The 24,692-nt window shown below is 32.6% G+C and carries 17 protein-coding genes and 1 tRNA gene; 10 read left to right on the forward strand and 8 right to left on the reverse strand.

Annotated features, from left to right (window positions below; all coding sequences use genetic code 11):
• From PW52_RS06895 to PW52_RS06905, 3 genes are read left to right on the forward strand one after another with little or no spacing between them, the layout of a single operon-like run.
• Entirely contained in the window at window positions 1-819 is an 819-nt protein-coding gene (locus tag PW52_RS06895; RefSeq protein WP_044632181.1) for a hypothetical protein, read from the forward strand.
• On the forward strand, window positions 806-1,294 hold the full coding sequence (locus PW52_RS06900; RefSeq protein WP_044632182.1) for a Rab family GTPase: 489 nt from the start codon (window positions 806-808) through the stop codon (window positions 1,292-1,294). Before PW52_RS06895 ends, PW52_RS06900 begins: the two co-directional genes overlap by 14 nt.
• Before the next feature lie 5 nt (window positions 1,295-1,299).
• On the forward strand, window positions 1,300-2,811 hold the full coding sequence (locus PW52_RS06905) for an ATP-binding response regulator (protein ID WP_044632183.1): 1,512 nt from the start codon (window positions 1,300-1,302) through the stop codon (window positions 2,809-2,811).
• A gap of 5 nt (window positions 2,812-2,816) precedes the next feature.
• Here the strand turns inward: PW52_RS06905 and PW52_RS06910 are convergent, their stop codons facing one another.
• The 3 genes from PW52_RS06910 to PW52_RS06915 all read right to left on the reverse strand — a co-directional run bounded on the left by PW52_RS06910 (window position 2,817) and on the right by PW52_RS06915 (window position 4,960).
• Window positions 2,817-3,365 (reverse strand): RNA polymerase sigma factor, encoded by a 549-nt coding sequence (locus PW52_RS06910; RefSeq protein WP_240475157.1) that lies wholly within the window; start codon window positions 3,363-3,365, stop codon window positions 2,817-2,819.
• A gap of 238 nt (window positions 3,366-3,603) precedes the next feature.
• Complete coding sequence (locus PW52_RS17525) at window positions 3,604-3,774, reverse strand: hypothetical protein (protein WP_165586765.1); 171 nt, start codon at window positions 3,772-3,774, stop codon at window positions 3,604-3,606.
• Window positions 3,775-4,060: 286 nt separating this feature from the next.
• A complete protein-coding gene (locus PW52_RS06915) occupies window positions 4,061-4,960 on the reverse strand; it encodes a YihY/virulence factor BrkB family protein (RefSeq protein ID WP_082050854.1) in 900 nt (299 codons plus the stop codon).
• A 268-nt stretch (window positions 4,961-5,228) separates the two neighbouring features.
• On the opposite strand from PW52_RS06915, the gene PW52_RS06920 reads away from it, so the two are divergent.
• Window positions 5,229-6,011 carry a S1/P1 nuclease gene (locus PW52_RS06920; RefSeq protein WP_044632185.1) on the forward strand — a complete coding sequence of 261 codons (783 nt, stop codon included), beginning with the start codon at window positions 5,229-5,231 and terminating at the stop codon, window positions 6,009-6,011.
• Window positions 6,012-6,045: 34 nt separating this feature from the next.
• Here PW52_RS06920 and PW52_RS06925 read toward each other — a convergent pair whose 3' ends face one another.
• From PW52_RS06925 to proS, 5 genes are all read right to left on the reverse strand, one after another.
• On the reverse strand, window positions 6,046-8,664 hold the full coding sequence (locus tag PW52_RS06925; protein WP_044632186.1) for an MGH1-like glycoside hydrolase domain-containing protein: 2,619 nt from the start codon (window positions 8,662-8,664) through the stop codon (window positions 6,046-6,048).
• 216 nt (window positions 8,665-8,880) lie between these two features.
• Window positions 8,881-11,187 (reverse strand): DUF7133 domain-containing protein, encoded by a 2,307-nt coding sequence (locus PW52_RS06930; protein ID WP_082050855.1) that lies wholly within the window; start codon window positions 11,185-11,187, stop codon window positions 8,881-8,883.
• A 320-nt stretch (window positions 11,188-11,507) separates the two neighbouring features.
• Window positions 11,508-11,759 (reverse strand): 30S ribosomal protein S20, encoded by a 252-nt coding sequence (rpsT, locus tag PW52_RS06935; RefSeq protein ID WP_044632187.1) that lies wholly within the window; start codon window positions 11,757-11,759, stop codon window positions 11,508-11,510.
• A 34-nt stretch (window positions 11,760-11,793) separates the two neighbouring features.
• A tRNA-Glu gene (locus PW52_RS06940) sits at window positions 11,794-11,865 on the reverse strand.
• Window positions 11,866-11,979: 114 nt separating this feature from the next.
• On the reverse strand, window positions 11,980-13,458 hold the full coding sequence (gene proS, locus PW52_RS06945; protein WP_044632188.1) for a proline--tRNA ligase: 1,479 nt from the start codon (window positions 13,456-13,458) through the stop codon (window positions 11,980-11,982).
• Window positions 13,459-13,558: 100 nt separating this feature from the next.
• Here proS and PW52_RS06950 point away from each other — a divergent pair, with 100 nt between their 5' ends.
• From PW52_RS06950 to PW52_RS06975, 6 genes are all read left to right on the forward strand, one after another.
• The gene (locus tag PW52_RS06950; RefSeq protein WP_131453983.1) at window positions 13,559-14,653 is read left to right on the forward strand and encodes a hypothetical protein; all 1,095 of its coding nucleotides are present in this window, start codon (window positions 13,559-13,561) and stop codon (window positions 14,651-14,653) included.
• Between the two features lie 27 nt (window positions 14,654-14,680).
• On the forward strand, window positions 14,681-16,237 hold the full coding sequence (locus PW52_RS06955) for an OmpP1/FadL family transporter (protein ID WP_044632190.1): 1,557 nt from the start codon (window positions 14,681-14,683) through the stop codon (window positions 16,235-16,237).
• A gap of 163 nt (window positions 16,238-16,400) precedes the next feature.
• The gene (folE, locus tag PW52_RS06960; RefSeq protein WP_044632191.1) at window positions 16,401-17,078 is read left to right on the forward strand and encodes a GTP cyclohydrolase I FolE; all 678 of its coding nucleotides are present in this window, start codon (window positions 16,401-16,403) and stop codon (window positions 17,076-17,078) included.
• 69 nt (window positions 17,079-17,147) lie between these two features.
• Complete coding sequence (gene cysS / locus PW52_RS06965; RefSeq protein WP_044632192.1) at window positions 17,148-18,629, forward strand: cysteine--tRNA ligase; 1,482 nt, start codon at window positions 17,148-17,150, stop codon at window positions 18,627-18,629.
• An 86-nt stretch (window positions 18,630-18,715) separates the two neighbouring features.
• Window positions 18,716-18,937, forward strand: coding sequence for a membrane protein insertion efficiency factor YidD (gene yidD, locus PW52_RS06970; RefSeq protein WP_044632193.1), 222 nt, complete (start codon window positions 18,716-18,718; stop codon window positions 18,935-18,937).
• 332 nt (window positions 18,938-19,269) lie between these two features.
• The gene (locus PW52_RS06975) at window positions 19,270-24,690 is read left to right on the forward strand and encodes a DUF7379 domain-containing protein (protein WP_044632194.1); all 5,421 of its coding nucleotides are present in this window, start codon (window positions 19,270-19,272) and stop codon (window positions 24,688-24,690) included.
• Window positions 24,691-24,692: the final 2 nt, after the last annotated feature.

The following is a 24,692-nucleotide window of genomic DNA, read 5'->3' on the forward strand; positions in this document are numbered from 1 at the left end:
ATGAATCAAGATGAGAAACTAAATATAATTAAAGATATTTTACTTACCGATGAGCGTGAGTTTGTTTCATCGATTGAAAAAAAAATACAAAATCTTGAACGCACCATTAATGAAAAGCCACAGTTATCGAAAAAGGTTAACCCTATAATCGATAATAAATTAAACGAGTTCATAAAAGACATTCCTGAAACACTCGGTCCAACAATTACAAATACATTAAAGCAAGAAATAAAAAACTCACAAGATGCTGTGGTTGAAGCGCTATTCCCCATAATTGGAAAAATGATAAAGCGATACGTACAACATGAAATTCAAGTTTTATCAGAGCGAATTAACAACCAAGTAAACAAAACCTTTTCATTTAAACGCTTTTTTAGAAGAGCGAAGTCCAAGGCTGCTGGCGTTAGCGAATCCGACTTAATTTTACAAGAGCAAAACAGTGCCAAAATAGAGCAAATTATTGTTATAGAGAAAGGCTCCGGCTTGCTTCTCGCAGAATACTCTAAAAATAAAATGGCCGACGAAGATATGGTAGCGGGTATGCTTACCGCCATTAAAAGTTTTGTTGAAGATGCCTTTAAAAAAGAAAACCAAAGTTTACAATATATAGAATACGACTTATATCATATCCACATTCAAAATTTTTCATCGTTTTACATTGCTGTTGTAATTTCTGGCGTTTTTAATGTTATTTTTAAAGACGATTTAGAAGATGAACTTTTAGAATTTGCAGACAAACATAAAATAGCTAAACTTCTACAAAACAAACCACTATTATCTAAAAAACTAGAAGAATTTTTTAAGAATGACAATATCTAAGAAAATTGTTTTAATTGGTCACTTTGGTGTTGGGAAAACGTCTTTAATAAGGCGTTTTGTTGAAAATACGTTTACCGAAGACTATAAAGTTACCATTGGTGTACACATTTCTAAACGAACCATAAATATTTCTGAAAATGAAGATATTTCATTAATTATTTGGGATTTAGAAGGACAAGACGATATAAAAAAAACCAGACCATCTTACCTACTTGGTACAAATGGTTTTATTTATGTTTTCGATTTAACACGACCTGTAACTTTCGAGCATCTAAATGATGAGCTAGCATTTTTAAAAGAAAATTTTGTTACAACTCCAATTAAAGTTGTAGGAAATAAAGTCGATTTAGTAAATAAAATCTATTTAAAAGAACACAGCGAACAATTTGATAATGTTGTAGATTATTTTGTTAGTGCAAAAACAGGAAGCAGAGTCGAAAAATTATTTGCTAAACTAGCCGAAGAATTAATATAATTACCATGCTAACAAAGTATATAGAAAAATATCATAAAAACAATTTTCAATATATTTTAGTTGATGATGCTGGTAAAATCTTAGAGCAAGACAATCCTATTTTACCATTAACTATTGGTGAAAATATTCAAGATATTCACCCTTTTTTCGAAATTTTAACGCACTTACTTCCAACTATAGATGAAAGTTTCGAGTTTTCGTGCATAAATCTCGATTACAATAATCAAGAAACTTTAGTTGTAGATATTAGCTTAAAAACAAGTACTAATAACAACAATTTGGTAATTATAGAAAACTTAACCAATCATTATAACAATTACCAACTTACGGCACAGTCTAGAAACGAATCGATAATAAACTCACAAATTCTCGTACTTAAAAATGAGTATTTACTCGAAAAAGAAACCTTTAAAAATAATTTTATAGCTAATTTTAGTCATCAATTACGTAATCCCATAACGGCCTCAACCATTTTTAGTGATTTACTAATTAATAGCAACTTAAATTCTGAGCAAAAAAATTATTTACAAATTATTCAATCGGCAAACAAAGATTTAAAACAACGAATTGAAGACATTTTAGATATCAGTAAAATAGAGTCAGGAAAGCTCATTTTAGTAAACAAAGTTTTCAATTTAAAAGAATTACTAAAAAACCTTGAAATCATCTACTCCTATTTAGGTAATAAAAAAGGAATTCATATTCAATTTAATATAGAAAGCAATATTCCAGAATTTGTAGAAGGTGATCAGTATAGATTAAAACAAATTATTGGTAATTTACTTACTAATGCTTTAAATTTCACTAATAAAGGCTCAATAATAATGAATGTTTCATTAAATTATTTTAGGGCAAAAAAGGTAAATTTACATTTTGAAATAATAGACTCAGGCTGCGGAATCGATGATGAAAGTATAAATTCTATTTTTGATAGATTTACAAAATTAGATACTACAGCAGGTACGGGAATAGGTCTTGGATTAGCCATAGTTAAATATCTAATTTCTGAAATGGGAGGGAATATTAGTGTAGAAAGTGAAGTCAATAAAGGTTCGAAATTTACTTTCAACATCAGTTTTAAAACTTCAAATCATAGTAATGATCAAAAAATAGAAATCCTAAAAAATCAAACGCCTCAATTAAAAAGAAAGTATAACGTTTTATTAGTAGAAGATTCTGAAGTTATTCAGCTTTCTATTTTAAAAATCTTGGCCTCAACAGGACTATTTTACATTCATATTATAGATAAAGCAGAAATGCTTATACCACATCTCATCGACAATAAAGTGGATTTAATTTTACTATCTAACACCATTCAAGATTTTTCGGCTATAACATTAGCTTCTTCCGTTCGTAACCTGTCCAAAGAATATAAAAAAACTCCAATAATTCTGTTATCTACACAAGGATATAAAGATGACATAAAACATTTTAAGAAAAACAGTATTAATCATGTTTTGGTTAAACCATTTGATAAAAACAAGCTTTTGGAATTAGTTAAACAATCTTTAAAATAATAAAATTATACGGCAGCAACGTAATTTTCAGCCAAACGAGCTTTAGCTCTTTTAATTCTCATTTTAACAGCACTTGCTCCTAAACCTAATTCGGTTTCAATAGCTTTTATTGTTAAGTTTTTTTGATACTTTAATTCAAGAATAATTCTATCTTTAATAGGTAACTTTTTAATTGCTTTAACCAATTCTTCCTCGGCTTTTAATTGCAATGATTCCGAAGAATCTATAGTTTCTCCGTAATTTTGAATATCAAAATTTTCATTTAAACGCATTTCATACTTACGTTTAGCATTTCGGTTTACATAGTTTATACAGTAGTTATATGTAAATGAATATACCCAGGTTGAAAATTTAGATTTTCCTTTAAAACTAGATAATTTTAAATATAATTTTAAAAAAATATCTTGTGTTAAATCTTTAGCCTCGTCTTCGTTTTTTACAAAAGAAAAGCATTTATTGTAAATGTGCTTTGAATATCTATCATAAATAATCTCGAAATATTGAGTTTCATTATGCTCTAAAATTCTGGTAATTATGTTTTCGTCAGTCATCATTTTAATGAGTTATAGTTAATGTTGTTCAATATTATTGATTACAACACCGTTCCAACTTTTTTAATAAACCGAAAACACAAAATCGACAAAACACATATTTTCATGATTAAACGAAAAAATACATGTAAGAAAAAACGTTAATTTGAAAATTTATAAAGAAAGAAAAGAATACACTCTTTTTTGTAATCTCAAGTATTTGTTAAATTTTTAACACTAATACTTACTTAAATAAAACTTATTAGTTCTTTTTTTTTCCACGAATTAAATCGAATAAGTCTGCCATTTTAATTGGGAACTTATTTAGAGTTTCTTTAAGTTGTTTAGCCATCGCAATATCCTTCATAACTTTAGGCTTTATATCCTTTGGAACATCTTTTAAGTGCTCATCAGAATGCTGTGAATCCTTCATGTATTGCTCTTTTGGTTAAATTATTGGGGTGTCAATTTTAACATTTAATTTATTAAATGCTTTGACTACTATGCTACATTTGAAACAGTTTTAAGCAAATAGTCACAATATTTGAAAAGAAAATAGATAACTGTTTTAAAAAAAATTTATATGAATGAGTCTACTTTACTATAAATTGTTGAGCCAACCGGAAAAAACGACAACTCAAAAAAATTAAAAACAAATTTAGATGTTTGAAAACTGAACACCATTTGGATTTAAGAAATTCAAACAATTAAAAATACATTTAGTTTAACAAATACCTATCTGAGTATACCTTTGTAAAATTTGCTCCATAAAACAATATTAAACTTGAGTAAGAAACCCACAACATAATTAAAACCACCGATCCAGCAGCTCCATAAGTTGATGCTGGATTCATTTCTTTAAAATACCAGCCCATTAAAAACTTTCCAATAACAAATAAAAATGCAGTTAACCCCGCCCCAAATCTTACTGCTTTCCATTTTATTTTTTTACTTGGTAAATATTTAAACATTGCTGCGAATAACACATAGATAAATACTGTTGAAATAATTACATCGAATACATATACTAAATCGAAAAGATTTTCTGGTAAAAACTGTTCTATGCGTTTACTAAAAGCACTAATTAAAGATGTTATAACAAAACTAATAAGTAATAAAAACGCTATTATTAAAATAAAACCAAAGCTTTTTAAACGGTCTATTATAGTTTTTATAATGCTATTTATATTAGACTCTGTCTTCACTTTCCAAATTTTATCAAACACTTCCTGCAATTGGTAAAACACACCTGTTGCACCATAAAGTAAAGTTAAGGCCCCCACTACAGTTGTAAAAACAGATACAGTTTCATCTCCCCTATCAACCATCATTTTTCTAATAAATTCTGCAGCTTCAATACCTATAGAATTAGTGATTTCATCAAGTAATTCCCCTTGCACAATTTCTTTACCCCAGATATTACCAACAATATTTAATATTAAAACTAGAAGCGCTGGTAACGATAAAATTGCATAATAAGCAACTATAGCGCTTAATTGAAACGGGTTGCTCTTTAACCAATTTCTTGAAGTATCTATTAATAATTGTGGGAAATGTTTAAAATTAAACTTGTTATAGTTATCCAAAATAGCATTATTTAATTTATAAATTCTATTCATTAAATTAACACAAATATTTTTCTAACATATTTTTTTAAAATAATTAACTTGAAAATAACATTTTTTAATAAAGCTTTAGTTTTTCTAACTATAAAGAGGTAATTATCTTAATATTTTAAATAATGTTTTTTTAGTAATCACAATTATTAACTAGCTACAAGTTCCAGTTAAATGTATGTATACAGTTTAATATCTTCTTAACTAATTTAGCTTTAATAAAAGTTATGTATAGAAATAAATATTTATAAATTTGACAAAAAATAATTTTATGAAAACTATAATATACTTCATTCTACTTATTTGCTTTTTATTTCCAAAAGAAAGTTTTGCAACATCCGATTTTTGGGGACCAACAGGACATCGTGTTGTTGGAAAAATTGCCGATGAACATTTATCTGGACGAGCTAAACGAAAAATTCAGAAGCTATTAAAACGACAATCTTTAGCATTCGTTTCTACTTTTGCTGATGAAATTAAATCGGATAAACGATATAATAAATTTTATACCTGGCATTACATAAACATGCCTTTTGAGACAACTTACGAAACCTCTGAAAAAAATCCTGATGGTGATTTAGTTTCTGGAATAAACGAATGTATTGCCGTTATTAAAAGTGAATCTAGTAGCGACGACGACAAGGCTTTTTACTTAAAATTACTAATACATTTAATTGGCGACTTACACCAACCTATGCATGTAGGCTTAAAAGAAGATAAAGGCGGAAATGATATTAAAGTACAATGGCACTACAAAGACTCTAACCTGCATCGTGTTTGGGACTCTGATATGATTGAAGAATTTAACATGAGTTACGACGAACTCGCAGCAAATGCTGATGTTTTAAGCAAACAACAAATAAAAACATTACAACAAGGTACTGTTATTGATTGGGTTAACGAAACTCACGAACTTGCCAAAACTGTTTACAAATCGGCCAAAGCCAACGAAAATTTAAGATACCGTTACTCTTATAACAACTTTAAAACCGTTAGAAGCCAACTACAAATTGCGGGAATTCGTCTGGCAAAAGTTTTAAATGATTTGTTTTAAATATAGATGAAATAAAACGATATTAATAATCGATTTATTCATCCATTTCCATAATTAAATTTGCAATTAAAGCTGTCCAACCCGTTTGATGTGATGCGCCTAAACCTTTACCTGTATCGCCATCGAAAAACTCGTAAAATAAATGTAAGCTTTTAAAATGCTGGTCGTTGGCAAATTTATTTTCGGCATCGTCGGCATGATATTGAAATTTACCGTTATAATTAACTTCAAACAATTTAATTAAACGTTTTGTTAACTCGTTGGCAATTTGCTTTAAATTCAATTTATTACCAGAACCTGTAGGAAACTCGTATTGGTATTCGTCGCCATAAAACTTATAGTATTTTCTTAACGACTGAATAATCATATAATTTACTGGCATCCAAATGGGTCCGCGCCAATTGGAATTACCACCAAACATACCCGAACGACTCTCACCAGGTTCGTATTGTATTTGATGATGACCATGATGCTGGAATACAAAAGGATGCTTTTCGTGGAATTTAGATAAAGACCTAATTCCGAAATCCGATAAAAATTCATTTTCGTCTAACAGCCTAATTAACAAATGCTCTAGCCTAAAACCTCTCATTATAGAAAATAAGTAGTTTCCATCTTCATTTGGAGCATCAATATTTGAAATTAACGAGGCTAAATCTGGACGTGTTCTTATAATTTCGTTAGCTCTAAACCTAAAATCCTTTAACTCTTCAAAAAGATCTTTATGCATAACTTCTACAGCAAACATTGGTATTACACCAACTAAGGAGCGTACTTTTAAACGGTCGGACTCTCCGTTATGCATTTCTACTACATCGTAATAAAAATTATCTTCATCGTCCCATAACGAAATATCGCGTTCACCAATATGATGCATTGCCCAAGCAATATTTAAAAAGTGCCTAAAAAATTTAGCCGCAGCATCTTCGTACGATCTGTTTTGGTCGGCAAGCTCAAAAGACATGCGTAACATATTTAATGTAAACATGGCCATCCAGCTAGTCGCATCGGCTTGTTGCATTCTTGAAATACCTGGAGGCATGTGGTTTCGGTCGAAAACACCAATATTATCTAGACCTAAAAATCCGCCTTCAAATAAATCGGTTCCATTTTGATCTTTTTGATTTACCCACCATGTAAAATTGAGTAATAATTTTTGAAAAGCGCGTTCTAAAAACTCGATATCGCCTTTACCTGTATGTGCTTTATCTTTTTCGTAAACATGCCAAACAGCCCATGAATGTACTGGAGGATTTACATCGCTAAAATTCCATTCGTAAGCAGGAATTTGTCCGTTAGGATGCATATAGTTTTCTTTTAAAACCAGCAAAAGTTGTTCTTTCGCGAAATATGGATCGACCTCCACAAAAGACGCCATATGAAATGCTAAATCCCAGGCAGCATACCATGGGTATTCCCATTTATCGGGCATAGAAATAACATGTCTATTTGTAAGATGTTGCCAACTTAAATTACGTAAATTAGTTCGGTTTGGCTTAGCTTCATTTGGCCCACCAAACAACCACTTATGTACATCGTAATAATAAAATTGTTTTGTCCAAAGTAAACCTGCAAAAGCACTTTTAGCAATCTCTTTATGCGCAGTTGGCAGGTCGTTTTTTAAGGTTTGGTTATAAAACGTCTCACATTCGTATATTCTTTTATGGAAAATATCGTCATAGTCGTCCCAAGGATTTTCATTCTTATCTTTACTTAACCTAACTCTAATCGTTTTGGCTTCACCTGGATTTAAACTTAACTTAAACCAAGCCGCGAATTTCGAACCATTTTTCTCAGGGTTTACAGTATTTTTACCATTAACTACATGCTCGTTTATGCCATCTTTTACATAATCGACATCGTTTGGAATATTATAAATTCGTTTATTATTCGTTTCATTTTCACAAAATAATTGCTCTCCACCTTCGTGATAAAAATAATAACGACCGTTTCTAGTGCTTCGTGAATAGGCACTCGTATCATTTATTGATTTGATAGTTGGGCGCGTATGTCGCTTATTGTGTTTCCAAAAATTTCGAAACCACAAATGTGGTAACACGTGGATATCGGCAGTTTTATCTCCTCGGTTTACCACGGTAACTTTCATTAAAATATCGTTAATATCTGCTTTTGCATACTCAATATAACAATCGAAATAGTCATTATTTTTAAAAGCTCCGGTATCTAAAAGCTCATATTCAAACTCATCTCGACTTCTGTGATTGCCCGAAACTAAATCGCTATAAGGAAATTCGTTTTGTGTGTATTTATATAGATATTTACAATAAGCATGCGATGGCGAAGAAGCTAAATGAAAATAAAGTTCCTTTACATCTTCACCATGATTTCCTTGGTTATTGGTTAAACCAAATAAGCGTTCCTTTAAAATAGGATCTTTTCCATTCCAAAAAGCAGTTGCTAAACATAGAATTTCTCTAGAATCGCAAAATCCTGCGATACCTTCTTCTCCCCAACGAAAGGCGTTACTTCTTGCCTTGTCATGATCTATAAATTCCCAGGAAGTACCGTGTTCACTATAATCTTCTCGTACTGTTCCCCATTGTCTGTCGGCTAAATATGGCCCCCATTTTTTCCAATTTCTATAAGTGTCGGGAACCGATAATCGTTCTACTTCAGGACCGTTTTGATTCATATAATGTACAATTAAGTTTTAAAACATCGTTTTAACAGCTACTTAGGATAGCATGTATAACTTAATTAAAAGTACAGATTTTTTAGTAAAATTCTATCCTTTAAGGCGGATGTTTCTTATTAAATTTTGAAAACTAACTTATGTGCAACCCTAAGTTTATATAATTCATTCTGTAAATAAAACAATCTTCAACCATTTATGAATAAAAATGAATCGCTATAATTTTAATTTAAGTAATTCTTCTTCGGTAAATACACTTCCAGATGATGGTAACACTTTTCTAAGGTTTTCAATATCTTTTTCAGTTAACTTGGTATTACTCTCAGAAAAAGCATTCTTTATATACCTAATAACATCAAGAATATCCTTATTAGTAAAATCGCTATTGTTACCTAAACCAGGCATTGTTATATTTAAATCGAATCGTTGTTTATTTACATGAATTGGTCCTGTTAACCCGTGAAGTAAAACCAATGCTAATTTTTTCGAGGAACCAGAAACGTATTCCGAATGAATTAATGGCGGTGCTAAACTCTCCACACCTTCCCCATCAATACCGTGGCAAGTCGCACAAAGTTGTTTAAAAATGCGATATCCAGAAGTTCTAGAATCTGTTACAACATTATTATTAACGTAAATTGAATTTTGCTTATTTAAACTTTTATTGTTTATGGCGGTTTGTAAGTTTCTTGTTATTAAAGAATCTTCATTCGTATTATTTTTTTCTATGTGTTTTAAATAGTCTGTTTCAAAAGTTGTTAAACTATTAAGCGCGGCTTCTTGATAGATGTTATTTTCAGCGTAACGTTTCGATAAAGTATCTATTACATTAAAAAATTCAGAATCATTAAATGTAGCCCAGCTATTTAACGAACTTAAAATATATAAATCTATTTCCTGATTATTAACTTCAATAAGTTTATTTAAAATTTCATAGAATGTTATTGCATTTTCCTTAGTAGCAAATTGTTTAGCTAAAACTATAGCATGACATTTTACTTTAAATTGTTTTTCGCTATTTAATAACTTCAATAAATCGTTAAAAGTTAAGCTAGACAAACCATTTAAAGTGTGTAAGGCATGAATTTTAGAGATTTCATTTACAGTTTCGTTATTAATTAACTGCAATAAAAGCGCATTGGCTTCTTGGTTATTACGCCATATTAGTTTTTGTTGCGCTTTATCTCTTACCCAACCGTTATCGTGCTTTAATAATTCAACTAACTCCAATACATTTAAAGAGTTAAACTGAATTGGTTTATAGTTTTTATTTGAATTATTATGCGTTATTTTTAAAATCCGTCCCTTTTTTAAAATAGTATCCAATCTGCTTTTTGCTAATGCGTTATGCAAATACGGCGTCATAAAAGCTTTATCTTGAATAACACCGCGATGCATATCTACAACATAAAGATTTCCATCTGGACCGTTATTAATGTTAACAGGTCTGAAACTGGTATCTGTAGTTGCCAAAAACTCTTTATTTTCTATAGCTTGATTGGCACTTAAATTAACTTTATTAAAATTGACTATATTTCTTTTAATTAAGTTAGCTTCTGGAACACAAACAAAAGCATTTTCAAGGTAGCTATCTGGAAATTGGTTACCTCTGTAAATTAACGGGCCACATGCCGATGTAACATTAACCAACAAACTATCGGCATTTAAAACACCTTTTACATAACCTCTATTTACTAAAGTTGGATGCAACGGATATACTTTTTGATTAGGAGTTAAAGCTTGACCTAACACCGATTTTGGTTTAAAGTAGTTGTTTTCAATTATAGTGTTTGGCAACACATAATCTCCCAGCAATTGCGTACTATTAGTATTGTAAAACAGTCTTCCAAAATTATCTTTGGTAATGCCCCATTGCCCTCTAAAAGTTGTTGGTTCTTTTAACCATTTACCAGCCTTTCTTTGATATCGAAAATGAGATTTAGCGTTATAAATCCAATTATCAATATGCATTAACAATCCGTTGGGTTGATGTTCTACGTTACCACCATCGGCATATAAAGAATCTACTAAAACTTTATTTTTAGGCTTATCGTTTTCAATCTCAACAAACCATAAATTAGGAGGTTCGGCATAAAGTAAACCGTTATAAACATGAGCAATTGCTCGTGGTAAAACCAAACTATCAATAAAAACCTTCTTTTTATCTACAATACCGTCGTTATTTGTGTCTTCTAAAATTGAAATAACGCCATTTGGTTCGTCGTCTCCTGTACCTTCAAGATTTGGCATGTAGCCTTTCATTTCAACGGTCCACATGCGTCCAGCATCATCAAATTCTAAAGCAACTGGAGCGTCTAAGAAAGGTTCGGAAGCAACAACTTGAATGTTAAAACCAGGTTCAATTTTATAGTCGATTAACGATATTTCGGGAGTGTTTTTAGTTTCAGTTTTACAAGAAGAAATAATAGCTACTAAAAAAAGGCTTATTAATACATGTTTGTTTAAAAATTGATTAAAAAAATGACCTCTTATTTTAAACAAATAAGCAATGTTAACCGGCATATATATAAAGTTTAGTTTTTAATTACTTGCAATAATATAAAAAGAAATAAAAACACAGTAAATATTTCAAACAGTTAACAAAAAAATACAACCCAGATAAAAATGATTCACCAAGGATTAATTTATTTTTTTAATTTTTAAATGAAAAATGCCTAAATATTTCGAAATGCGGCTGAAGGTTTTGTACTTGGCAAAAATGGAGCAGAAAAATAGATTTTAAGGAATCAAAAAAATATAACCTCCAGGCGTTTAAATTTTACGCACAAAAAAAAGCCTTTCAAAAAATTGAAAGACTTAAATAATTTAATTCCTAATTAGTATTATAAAGAAGCAACGTGCTTAGCCAAACCAGATTTAAGGTTAGCTGCCTTGTTAGCATGAATTACATTTTTCTTAGCTAATTTATCTAACATAGAAACTACAGAAGGAAATAAAGCTTCAGCTTCTTTTTTATCTGTTAATTCACGTAACTTTTTTATAGCATTACGAGTCGTTTTGTGTTGGTATTTGTTTAACACTCTTTTCGCTTCGTTACTTCTAATTCTTTTTAATGCTGACTTATGATTTGCCATTTCTTTTTATTGATATTTTTATTTAAAAAAATTGTAGCCCGTAGGGGAATCGAACCCCTCTTACCAGGATGAAAACCTGGCGTCCTAGCCGATAGACGAACGGGCCATTTAGGTTATTTCATTATTTAATGAACTAAGCAATTCGTGATTGCGGATGCAAATATACAACTCTTTTTAAATGCTACAATACTTTTTTAAATTTTTTTAAAAAAAATTTTAATTAGTACGCTTTTGCAAATAAAACCCTACCTTTTGAAGGCGCTCCAGAGTATACACAAAGGCCATTTTCTTCCTCTTGATTTAATGGAACACACCTAATAGTTGCTTTTGTAAGTTCTTTAATTTTATCTTCGGTTTCGGCAGTGCCATCCCAATGTGCCGAGATAAACCCTGTTTTTGTTTCTAATACGGTTTTAAACTCTTCAAAAGTATCAACTTTAGTAATATGTGTATTTCTAAAATCTAGTGCTTTATTAAATAAGGATTCTTGTATTTCGGTCATTAAACCTTCTACTTTGTCAATTAATCCATCTAAAGGAACAACTTCTTTTGTTAAAGTATCTCTACGAGCAAGCTCTACGGTTCCATTTTCTAAATCCCTTGCTCCTATCGCTATTCTTAAAGGAACACCTTGTAATTCGTGCTGTGCAAATTTAGCACCTGGACGTAGCGTATCTCTGTTATCGAATTTAACCGAAATGCTTTTAGCTCTTAAATCGTTAACAATTCCATTTACAACTTCTGTAATAGCTGCAAGTTGTTCTTCACTTTTATATATAGGAACAATAACAACTTGATTTGGCGCAAGGTTTGGAGGTAAAACCAACCCGTTATCATCACTATGCGTCATTATTAAAGCTCCCATTAAGCGTGTTGAAACACCCCAAGATGTAGCCCAAACATAATCTTGCTTCCCTTCTTTATTAGCAAACTTAACATCGAAAGCTTTTGCAAAATTCTGACCTAAAAAGTGCGATGTTCCTGCTTGTAGTGCTTTACCGTCTTGCATTAACGCTTCAATACAATATGTTTCTTCGGCACCAGCAAAACGTTCGCTTTCTGTTTTTAAACCTTGAATAACCGGAATAGCCATAAAATTTTCAACAAAATTAGCATACACATTATTCATTTGTTCAGCTTCAACAATCGCTTCTGCTTTAGTAGCATGAGCGGTATGCCCTTCTTGCCATAAAAACTCTGCTGTTCGTAAAAACAAACGTGTACGCATTTCCCAACGCACCACATTGGCCCATTGGTTAACAAGAATTGGTAAATCGCGATACGACTGAATCCAATTCCTGTAAGTATTCCAAATAATGGCTTCACTTGTTGGTCTAACAACTAATTCTTCTTCAAGTTTAGCATTAGGATCAACACGTAACTTACCTGGCTTATCTGGATCGTTTTGCAGTCTATAATGAGTTACCACAGCACACTCTTTTGCGAATCCTTCCGCGTTTTTTTCTTCAGCTTCAAACAAGCTTTTCGGCACAAACAATGGAAAATAGGCGTTTTGGTGTCCAGTTTCTTTAAACTTTTTATCTAATTCCGCTTGCATCTTTTCCCAAATAGCATACCCATATGGTTTAATTACCATACACCCTCGTACGGCAGAATTCTCTGCTAAATCAGCTTTTACAACCAACTCGTTATACCATTTTGAATAATCTTCTGCTCTACTGGTAAGTTTTTTACTCATATCTATATTTTGGCACAAATATTGTGACTATGTTAAATAAAAAAATAGTTCAGCAAAACTAACTATTTTTGCGATGTTCAACAATAAAAAAGAAAGAGTTATGCAGTTTAAGAAATACATATTTGCGAATCTATCGAAAATAGGCCTATTTGGTTTGTTATTTGCATTAGTTTCGTGCGGTTCTTACCAATACGTTGGAGGTGCTAATGATGGTATATACGGAAACACTAATACGCACACGCAATACGAAGAGGCTATTGTTGAAGTTCCAGAAGATAACCCTAACGGCAATAGTAACTATTACGAGAATTATTTTAAAACAAAATCTATTGAATCTGAAGGTTTATACGCCAATGGTGAAATTTTCACCGATATAGATACTTATGAAAACGACAATTTTGTTGAAAACGATAGCATTGCTAATAATTACCAAGGGTATGCTGGTTGGGGACAAATAAACGAGAGCGTTACCATTAATTATATTGACAACGGTTGGAATAACTGGGGTTGGAATGCTGGTTTTGGGTGGAACACTTGGGGCTGGAACGATTGGAGATATAACCGTTGGGCTTGGAATCCAAGATGGAATTATGGCTGGAATAACTGGGGCTGGAATAATTGGGCTTATGGTTATTACAATCCTTATGTTTATGCTGGTTGGGGATACAATTCTTGGTATTACGGAAATAACCGCGCTTTTTACAATTCAAACAGATATTATAATAATAGATATACAAACAGAGCATCGTATAATGCAACTCGAAGAGGTAGTTATGCCAATAATAATGTAAACTCCACAAGTAGACGAAGCTCGGTAACTTCGAGAACGTCAACTTCAAAATACAATACAACAACAAGACGTAGCAGTATAAATAGTAATAATGTTTCGGCTTCAAGAAACACTACCGGATCGACTACAGTTAGTAGAACATCTAGAACACCTGTATCTAATTCTACTTCAAGAACATCTTCAACTGTAAGAAGAAGTTCTAGTACTGTAAACAATTCAGGAACAAATTCTAACAGTTCATATACCCGACGATCGTCTTCACAAACATCTACACCTTCTAGAAGTTACACGCCAAGTTCAACCTCAAGATCATCAAGCTCAAGCGTGCGATCTTCAGGAAGTTCTAGCAGATCGTCTGGAAGCTCAAGCAGATCGTCATCAGGAAGTAGCAGAAGACGCGGTTAAGATTATTAAAAAATTAGAAAAAAATATATGAAAAAGATAAGTTTACTAGCCATAGCTGTGCTTTCTATGGCGTTTAGTTATGGCCAAGAAATAACGGATGCACTTCGTTATTCACAAAGCGAAATTCAAGGAAGTGCACGCTTTAGAGCTTTAAGTGGTGCTTTTGGAGCCTTGGGTGGCGATTTAAGTGCTGTAAGTATAAACCCAGCTAGTTCGGCTGTTTTTAATCAAAGTTATGTGTCTTTTACAGTATCAAATTTAGATACAAAAAACACCACCAACTATTTTGGAAACGATGTTAAAACAAATAATTCTACCTTCGATGTAAATCAAGGAGGTGCGGCTTTTGTTTTTGCAAGCAGAAATAACTCGCCTTGGAAAAAACTAGCTTTTTCTATTGCTTACGATAAAACCAACGATTTTAGTAATAACTGGACCGCTTTTGGGACAAACACCAACGACGATGTTTTCGTTGATAACACCACAAACGACGTATTGTCTCCAGCAAACTCGATTGCGGGCTATTTTTTCCTTCATGCCAACGGATTAAGACTAGATGAAATTGAACGTTTAGATGGGGAAACCTATTCTGAAGCTTATCAATATATAGGTAACGAATTTGGGTTCGCAAACCAACAAGCTTTTTTGGGGTACGAGTCTTTTATTATAGAACCAGAAGATATTACCAACGATGCTAATACGAGATATTATTCTAACGCTGCTCCAGGTAACTTTATGCACGATTACTCTTATTTTGCTACGGGCTACAATGGGAAAATTTCGTTCAACTTTGCTACACAATATGAAGATGATTTATATTTAGGAATAAACCTAAACTCACATTTTATTGATTACGAACGAACCACCTTGCTTTTTGAAAACAATTTTAATACCGCTTCAACAATTGATTATATTGAATTCGAAAACTCACTTAGAACTCAAGGTAATGGTTTTTCGTTTCAAGTAGGTGGTATTTATAAATTAACTCCTAATCTGCGCATTGGTGCAACTTACGATTCTCCTACTTGGTACACCATCGACGAAGAAACCACACAATACATTGCAACAGATGGTAGCAATGGTTTTATTGAAATTTTTCCAGATGTAGTAAACGTTTACCCACGTTACAAACTTAAAACACCATCGAAAGTGTCGGGTAGTTTGGCATATATTTTTGGAAATCGTGGCTTAATTAGTTTCGATTACTCTAACAACGATTATGGTAAAATGGAATTTGGGCCAACTGAAGACGCATACTATCAACAACAAAACGAATTAATTGCAAACACTTTTACAAGTGCTTCAACTTACAGACTTGGTGGCGAATTAAAACATAAGCAATTTAGTTTTAGAGGTGGTTACCGTTTTGAAGAAAGCCCTTACGAAGACGGTGAAACTGTTGGCGATTTAGAAGGTTTCTCCCTCGGTCTTGGTATTAGTTTTGGTAATACTAAACTCGATTTTACTTACGATCAAGCAGAGCGTTCGTACTTAACACCATTATATAGTACAGGATTAATTGATACAGCTTCAATTGATAGAAAAAATTCGAATCTAACCTTAACATTAGCATTCAATCTTTAAAAAAAGAAACCTAAAAAAACTTAGCCTGAATTAATTAAAATTCAGGCTTTTTTATGCAAAAAAACATATAAATAACATTTATAATATTATTACAATAATTGTTTGTTAAGAATAAATTGAAAAAAACGGAAATGTTTATCTTTGCAAACTAAAATTACACCTGATGAAAATTGACAATCACATTGACGAACATGACGCCTTAGGAGAAGACCACATTGGAACTTCATCAAACACACCACTTCGTTTAGATGCTTTTGAGCTTTCAAACGAAGAAAAAATTGAAATTATAAAAGACGATGTACGTCATATAATGGAAACTCTTGGTCTTGACTTAACAGACGATAGCCTTAGTGGAACACCAAACCGAGTTGCCAAGATGTTTGTAAAAGAAATTTTTGGAGGCTTAGACCCTAAGAAAAAACCTAGTGCTTCAACTTTCGACAATAAATATAAATACGGTGAAATGTTAGTAGAAAAAAACATCACCTTATACTCTACTTGCGAACACCATTTATTACCAATTGTAGGTAGAGCGCATATTGCCTATATCTCGAACGGCACTGTAGTTGGTTTATCTAAAATGAATCGTATTGTAGATTATTATGCAAAGCGTCCGCAGGTACAAGAGCGTTTAACTATTCAAATTGTAAAAGAATTACAAGAAGTTTTAAACACACAAGATGTGGCATGTGTAATTGATGCAAAACACTTATGCGTAAATTCTAGAGGTATTCGCGATATTGAAAGCAGTACAGTTACCTCAGAATTTGGCGGAAAATTTAAAGACACAACCGTACGTCGTGAGTTTTTAGATTACATTCAATTAGACACTAAATTTTAATATGTTCCACAAGCGTATTTGAGTTTAAAATACTGAAACAAATACCTCATCAACAAACCACAAAATACAATGCAACTGTACCAGCATAACCAAATAAAAATATACAATTCTATAACAGGACAAAAAGAAGTTTTTAAACCAATTAACGAAGGCTATGTTGGAATGTATGTTTGTGGACCAACAGTTTACAGCAATGTACACCTTGGTAATGTACGTACATTTATGTCTTTTGATGTTATTTTTCGCTACCTAAAACACTTGGGATATAAAGTACGTTATGTTCGAAATATTACAGATGCAGGTCACTTAGAAAACGATGCCGATGTTGGTGAAGATAAAATAACTAAAAAAGCACGTTTAGAACAAATAGAACCTATGGAAGTGGTACAACGCTACACCGTAGATTTTCATAATATTTTAAACACGTTAAACTTTTTGCCTCCAAGTATCGAGCCTACAGCCACGGGCCATATTATTGAGCAAATTGAATTAATTGGTAAAATAATTGATAACGGATTTGCCTACGAGGTAAATGGCTCGGTTTATTTTGATGTGCATAAGTTCGACGAATCTAACGAATACGGAAAGCTTAGCAAACGTAAGTTAGAAGATTTAATTCACAATACACGTACTTTAGATGGGCAAAGTGACAAGAAAAACCCACAAGATTTTGCGCTTTGGAAAAAAGCCGAACCAGAACACATTATGCGATGGCCTTCACCTTGGGGCGATGGTTTCCCTGGTTGGCACTTAGAGTGTACTGCAATGAGCACAAAATATTTAGGTGAAACCTTTGATATTCATGGTGGCGGAATGGATTTAAAATTCCCGCATCACGAATGTGAAATTGCTCAAAATGAAGCTGCTTTAGGAAAATCGCCGGTTAACTATTGGATGCATGCTAATATGTTGGAGCTTAACGGGCAACGCATGTCTAAAAGTACAGGAAACACAATTAATCCGCACGAGTTACTTTCGGGTAACAACGATAAAATGAGTAAGGCATACTCGCCTAGCGTGATTCGTTTTTTTATGGCGCAATCGTCCTATAGAAGTGTTTTAGATTTAACCGATGACGGCTTAAAAGCTAGCGAAAAAGGTTATAATCGTTTAATGGAAGCACTTTCACTTTTATCGAAGCTTGAAGCGTCAAAAACATCGTCGGTTAACATTAACGAATGGCTTCAAAAATGTTATGATGCCATGAACGACGATTTTAATACGCCCATTTTAATCGCTAATTTATTTGAAGCGGCTAAAATTATTAATCAAGTAAAAGAAGGAAGTCAAACATTAAACGAGGCAGATTTAAAAACTTTGAGAACAAGTATAAATGCTTTTGTTTTCGATGTTTTAGGACTTTTAAATGAAAGTGAAAACAATGCTGGAACCGATAAACTTGCGGCAGCTGTAGATGTTTTAATAAAATTACGCCAAGAAGCTAGAGCAAATAAAGATTTTGCATTATCTGATAAAATTCGTGATGAATTAGCAGCAGCAGGTATTCAATTAAAAGATGGAAAAGACGGCACCACCTTTTCTGTAAATTAGAACATTGATTATCAGTCTGAACTCGTTTCAGAATCACACCAACTTAAATTTAATGAGAACCTGACACTAGTTCAGGTTGAAAAAGCATGAAAAAACTACTTGTTGCACCATTTCTGTTTTTAATAAAGGGATATCAAATTTTTATTTCACCTTTAACTCCTGCTACTTGTAGATTTCAGCCCACTTGTTCTCATTATACCACAAAAGCCTTAAAAAAACATGGTTTATTTAAAGGTAGTTGGCTTGCTATAAAGCGCATTAGCCGTTGCCATCCTTGGGGCGGCTCCGGTTACGACCCCGTACCTTAAATTTAACAATTAGCAATATTCCCTACGTATTTTACCGTATTCTTAAAATTTCAACACTTTAAGTGATTGATTATTAAGTATTTTTTGTACTTTTATAACATCTCCCGCAAATATAATTCCCCACATTTCTACGTAATAGTTTTAGGTTCACGCCTAGAAATAAATTTTAATTCTTAAAAACGGATTCTTTTTCGCAAGTGGCTTTATACCTATTTGCGAACTAAGTAAGCTTTAAAATTGTTGCTGATTGCTGTTGTTGGGTGGTTTTAAATAAATGTTTTTAGAATTAAAATGTGATATAAACATTCTTTTACATTTTAAAACCATAAACCATGACCAAAACAGCTAAAATAAAAGGGCATAAAATTAAGGTTGAAGACGTAGACTTTAAAGTTCCAGAAACACTTCAGCAAAAATTTAAACTAAAAAGCTATATCGAAGTTTCATCAACGCGTTCTGAAAATAAAGAAGAAACTATCGAGTTAGAGGAAAACGATTTAATCGCGCTTCAATTTTCCGACAATACAGAATGGATTGGTCACCCAGAAGATGTACAAGATATTTACGATAAAAAAACACGTAGTCAGCGTTCTTTAGCTAAAGAAGATTATGTTTTTAACATACAAATTACTTCAGAAAACAACAGAGGTTTCATTAATCGTGCATTAGTTAAAGTTTTTAGCGTTTTTACCCCAGAAAAGGCAACTAAACTTAAAGAGAAAACATTACTTCAACTAGCTAAAGCTTACGATAAAAAAGTACAACCAAAAATTGGTTTGTTTCAATTAGACAAAAACTTCAATAAAACAAAGTTTAACCAAAATGACGTAGATTCTAAATCGCATTTATTATTTATTCATGGCACATTATCAACCACTCACGACGCCTTTCAAAAATTAAACAGCAACAACGCGACATGGCAAAATTTAGTCGAGCTTTACGGATCGCGAATTTGGGCATTAGAGCACCATACCCTTTCTGTAAGCCCGCTTCAAAATGCTTTAGACTTTTTAAATGCTTGCCCTAACGGCAGCATTATCGATATTATTAGTCATTCACGAGGTGGTCTGGTTGCCGATATTTTAGCAAAATGCGATTATCGTAATCAAGTAACTGGATTTCATGAAACCGAAATAGCCATTTTAAAAACAAAAGAAGACGAACAAAACAAAACATTAATGGTCGCCATAAATAATGTGGCAAAAACCAAAAAACTACAAGTTAACAAAGTTGTTAGAGTTGCTGCTCCGGCATCGGGAACCACCATTTTATCTCGTCGTATAGACCATTATTTCAACCTAATTTTAAACGCTGTATCTATGGCTTTTGGTATTACAAATCCGTTTTACCACAGCGTTAAAGCCTTTTTATTAGATATTATAAGTCAGAAAGAAAACCCAGAAGTACTTCCCGGATTAAATAGTATGATGCCCGAATCGTCATTTCAAAAAATGATGAATATTTCGGCAACCACTGTAGAAAGTGAATTATATAATATCGCTGGAGATTCAGATATTTCTGGATTAAACCTACATTCCTTAAAAGTTATATTAGCCAATTTATTTTACCGAGGTGCTAACGATTTAGTTGTCGATACCAATCGTATGGAACATGGCGTTACTCGAACTAGTGGCATGTATAAATTTTTAGCCAAAGGTGGTAATACGAGTCATTTCAATTATTTTACAGCCAGCAATTCTAGCAATGCAGTTTTAGATGCTCTAAAAGCCAACGAAGAAAATCCATCTTCATTATTTACAAAAAGCCTATACACCCAAGGAAATCGTGGCATTCTACTCGATAAATTTTCTATGGATGGCGTGTCGTATTCTGTTGAAAACGTAACTAAAAATGTGGCGATTGTAATACCCGGTATAATGGGCTCGTCGCTAGCACAAAACAACGAACACCAATGGGTTAACATTCGAAAAATATTTGATGGTGGAATCGTTGACAATCTTACAATTAACAAACCTAACGTTACAGCTAGTGGCGTTATAAAGGACTTTTATAATAATTTCGCAGAGCATTTACTAAACGATTACGATGTTATTACTTTAGAATTCGATTGGCGAAAATCGTTAAAACAAGCGGCTAAAGACCTCAAAAAGCAGGTTGAAAGTGTGTTACAAAACAAAAACATAAAAATTCATATCGTTGCACACTCTATGGGTGGTTTAGTGGTTAGGCAATTAATGATGGATTTTCCAGAGGTTTGGACTAATTTTAAACAAAACACCTTCAATAAGTTTGTAATGCTTGGTACGCCATGGTTAGGATCGTACCTTATTATGGAAGTTCTTACTGGCCATAGTCGTCGTGTAAAACAACTGGCTGCTATCGATATAAAAAACGACCGTGCCGATTTGCTAAAAATCTTCTGGAAATACCCTGGCGTGTTCGAATTATTACCTATCGAGGAAAGTGAAAATCGTCCGTTTTGGGACCCTAAATTCTGGGAAGACATCAATACTATTTCCGATTTAAAACACATGCCAGATCCTAATGATTTTAAAAAAGAACTAACTCATTTTAAAAACTATCGCGATCAAGTCATTGCATTTACAAACAGCCTTCAACCAGAAGATTTTAACAACATTTATTACGTTTGTGGGCTTGCCAAAGAAACGGTTTTCGATTATAAATTTAAAAACCGATTCTTATCAAAAAACAAAAAATTAATATACGAAGCTACTTCTTATGGTGATGGCAGTGTAACTTGGGAAACTGGTGTTCCTAAACAACTACTTAATACACAAAAAATATTTTATACACATACTTCGCATGGCGATTTGGCCAATGAAGGATATATTTTTAAAGGTGTTTCTGAAATTTTAAGTACCGGAAGCACAAACCTTTTAAGTAACGAACGAACAGGAACTCGCAGTGGTGAAATAATTACAGAAGTTTATGAAACTCCAGAGCCTATTTACAATGAAGCAGCTGTAATTAACGGTATTTTCGATATTAAAAAAGACATTGAACCCGAAGTAGAAAGCTTTAATGTTCGCGTTGTACATGCAGATTTAAAAGTGGCTTTTTACCCGGTCATGGTTGGACATTTCTTTATGGATTTAATTTTAAGTTCAGAAAAAGCACTCGATAAATATCTCGACGATCGTTTATCGCAACGCATGAATATTGGCTACTATCCGGGTAAAATTGGTGAAAGCGAAGTGTTCTTTAACTTAAAAACACAACCCAAAGGAGCCATTGTTTGTGGTTTAGGAAATGCCGATACGGTTACTCCTTTCCTACTTTCTAAATCTGTTAAACAAGCCGTTTTAAAATACGCTATGTTTATGCGTGACAACTACACGCTGCCCGAAGCCAAAAAATATGCCACCGGAATATCTTTCGTATTAATGGCTATTGGTTACGGCAAATTACCGGTTGAAGATTCTGTAAAAGGTATTTTACTTGGTGTGGCAAAAGCCAATAAACAAATTAAGGAAACAGGCGAAGGCTTAAAACAAATTAAAGATATTGAGTTTATAAATTATTACGAAACTATTTCGAGCGAGGCTTATTTAAGTTTGTACAGATTGCAAGAATCAGACAACCGCGTAATTTTTAATTTGCATCCTAATATTGTGAGGCGCGCAGGTGCTAAAAAGCGAAATAACTTTAGGAATAACGACTACAATTGGTGGTATAATTTACATATTGGCAGCCTGATTGATGCTAAAAACCCTTCAAAAATAAATGGGTTTAAATATTTTTCATCAAATAAATTAGCTCGTGTAGACGAAGAAAAAATAGGCATTAAACTATCTAAAATTTTATATCTATTAGAAGAAATGTCTGCTACTTACGTTTGGGACGAACGCCTATCGAAAACCTTATTCGAAATGTTAATTCCTAACGATTTTAAAAACATATTTAGAGATCAAAATAACGTTATTTTAAAACTCGATAAATACGCCGCCCAAATACCGTGGGAGCTTTTATTTGACAGTTCTACTACCGATAAACCAGCATCGGTAAACACAGGATTTATTAGGCAGCTAATTACTCAAGATGGCAGCCAAAACACACCTGTATCGTTAAACAATCAAGATGTTTTTGTTGTTGGCGATCCCGTTTATAACGAACGCGGATTATTTCCGTTACCAGCTGCAAAAGAGGAAGCCATTTGGGTGATTAATAAATTTAAAAAAGAAGCTTTTCGTGTAAACCCGCTAATAAATTCCAACGCCAAACATATTATGATGGAATTGTTTAGTAGACCTTATAAAATCATGCATTTTGCAGGTCATGGTGTTTATAATCCGGGAGATGATAATGTTGGAATAGCTATTGGAAACGGACTTTGTATTGACCCTGCGGTTATTAATCAAATTGGCTATGTTCCAGAATTTATTTTTATAAACTGTTGTTTTTCTGGAGTTTTAGATGCGGAAGACGACATATATAGTAAAAACCGATTTAAACTAGCTGCAAACATAGGCACGCAACTTATTGAAATGGGCGTTAAAGCCATAATTATTACGGGTTGGCCAGTCGACGATGCAGCAGCAAGAACCTTTGCCGAAACCTTTTACAAAAAAATGTTTGAAGGTTATAATTTTGGCGATGCTGTACAAAAAGCTCGAATGGCGTGTCATAACAACCACTCTGGAACAAATACTTGGGGCGCATACCAATGCTATGGCAATCAATATTACAAGTTTCGAAATAGTAGTAAATCAAAAAAAATAAATCAGAAGTACATTATTGCTTCCCAAGTTTATACCGATTTAGACAACTTACTTATAGCCGTTCGTGATAAAAATGTAACTAACGACGCTGCTATCGATAAACTAAATATCATTTTAGATAAAACCCAAGAATCAAACTTAATTGATGCTACCGTTTTAGAAAAAGAAGCATTAATTTATGATGAATTAGGGCATTCGAATTTAGCTTACGAAAAGTATAAAGAGTTATTTGTTTTCGATAATGGCAACTTCTCCATAAAAGCTTTAGAACAGTATTGTTTAGTACAATCGGTTATTTTAAAGAAAAACATAAATAATTACCTTGAATCGAAAGAGAATGAAAAAGTTGAAGATTTAATTTCGGAATATATTGCTGAGATAAAGCTGCTAACCTTGGCAGGAAGAAATACCACACGATTAAATATTGTAGCGAACGCCTATAAACAAACTGCACCATTTTTTAAACGTCCTAACGAACTCCAGCATTTATTTGAAGCCTATAAACTCTATCAACATGCTCTAGATATTTCAAAAGATAAGTACGACGGTAAATACCTCGATGCTTTCTCGAACATGATTTTTATTGCCCATTGCTTAGAGTCACTAAAAGGAAGTATAACCTTTAAAGATGCCCTAAAAAATAGCGCATTACTTCCTGAAGACAGTGATTTCGATAGTTTAAAAACCGAATTCACGATGTTGGATTTACTAGGCAAAAACAAAGCTTTTAGCGCAGTAGCAGATTTAGATAAATTTCTTGAAGAATATTACCAACGTCTAGACGATTTCGATAAAGCAGATGTTGATATTTCGGTGCTTTTCGGTATGACCGAAATTAGTTATGCCCGATTAATACTTTCAAAAAACAATAAAGATCAGCTAGATGGAATAATACTAAAATGGTACAAAGAAATATTTAATCTACTGTATAGTCCAAGGTATATAAATGTTGAAATTGAACAAATTAAATTCCTATTACACTACACCAAAAGCAAAACGGTTAAAGCAAGTTTAGAATTTATTTTAGAAGAACTAAATAAGAAAATTAAATAAAA

The sequence above is a fragment of the Neotamlana sedimentorum genome, assembly GCF_000943565.1.
Classification (GTDB): Bacteria; Bacteroidota; Bacteroidia; order Flavobacteriales; family Flavobacteriaceae; genus Neotamlana; species Neotamlana sedimentorum.